Below are 1,099 nucleotides of genomic sequence, written 5' to 3' on the forward strand. Positions count from 1 at the left end.
TGTTCAAATGGCGATTCAGCGTTTAATTGGTTTTGGGAAAAAAGAAGAGTTTAAGGAAATTTTGGCAATTTTAAGAAAGCAGAATCCTGATAGGATAAGGGTTCTGTGAAATTTGTCGTGTACAGAGTATAATAATAATAATCGAGCATGAGTCTCATACGGATGCTCGGGTCGAAAGGGAATCCCCAGGCGAGTAACCTGTTTGCGGTGATCCATTAGCTGCAGGAGCAGAAGAGCATACATCTGGAAGCAAAGCCAGGAAAGCGGCCTATGGAGCTGTGCGGCAGCGCTCAGTAGGCAATTTTTCAAAATATTGTTAAGCCTTTTCTGAGCATGGTATTTTTCATGGTATTACCAATTAGCAGGAAAATAAGCCATTGAATATAAAAGATAAAAATGTCTTGTTTACAATAAAGTGGGAGTAGTAATTTCGTTACTTTGTTTAGAATTTCTTCAGAAATATTTCTTAATAAATCGTGTTTTTCAACAAGCGTAAAATTACTTTCTAAAATCTCTTTTTGTTTAGCTCGAGTTTGGGTATAAGCCCCATAATAAAATTGACGAGGATCTTTAAGCACGTACCAATCTTTCATTTGGATTACAGTACGGCCCTTATCGTAAAGATCAAATTCAGGCTGCCATAAAGGTTTGTAATGAAAATTAATTTCTTCCTGAATATCGTAGGTCGCTTCTTGATAACGTGAAGCTGGTTTATCACCAAATCTTTTTTCAATATAAGCATAAGTATTTCTTAAAGGCTTAACTGAAGATGTTTTAATATCAATTTGCATATAAATCTTCCTGATTTTTTAATAAAGACTAGAGTTTTTATTCTCTAATACCGGCCTGTCCAAATCGCCACTTCATGCGGTCATATTCAATCTTTGCAAAATCATCCGTACTTAGGTGCTGTACTTGATGGTGTGCGCAGAATTCTTCAAAAGCCTTGACTGGCATAATCATTTCTACAGCTAACTCTGGATCACCTATCGAAAATTCAAATTCGATATATTTGTCACGCTGAGTCCCTGTAACATGAATAAAGCAAGGAGGCTGTTCTACATTGAGTTGCTGCATACCAAAATCCTCATATTCTCCA

Annotated in this window: 2 protein-coding genes; both read right to left on the reverse strand. The window is 36.4% G+C overall.

Annotated elements, in window-relative coordinates; translation table 11 throughout:
* Positions 1–305 precede the first annotated feature (305 nt).
* On the reverse strand, positions 306–791 hold the full coding sequence (locus FTT64_RS14335; RefSeq protein ID WP_180182522.1) for a phenol hydroxylase: 486 nt from the start codon (positions 789–791) through the stop codon (positions 306–308).
* A 37-nt stretch (positions 792–828) separates the two neighbouring features.
* On the reverse strand, positions 829–1,099 hold a 271-nt coding region (locus FTT64_RS14340), incomplete at its 5' end, for a phenol hydroxylase subunit (RefSeq protein ID WP_257231961.1).

Source organism: Acinetobacter sp. Q186-3, assembly GCF_013420655.1.
GTDB classification, from domain to species: Bacteria; Pseudomonadota; Gammaproteobacteria; order Pseudomonadales; family Moraxellaceae; genus Acinetobacter; species Acinetobacter indicus.

Coding starts and splice junctions, on each gene's coding strand:
- FTT64_RS14335 (WP_180182522.1), bottom strand. CDS start 791: ATGCAAATTGATATTAAAACATCTTCAGTTAAGCCTTTAAGAAATACT.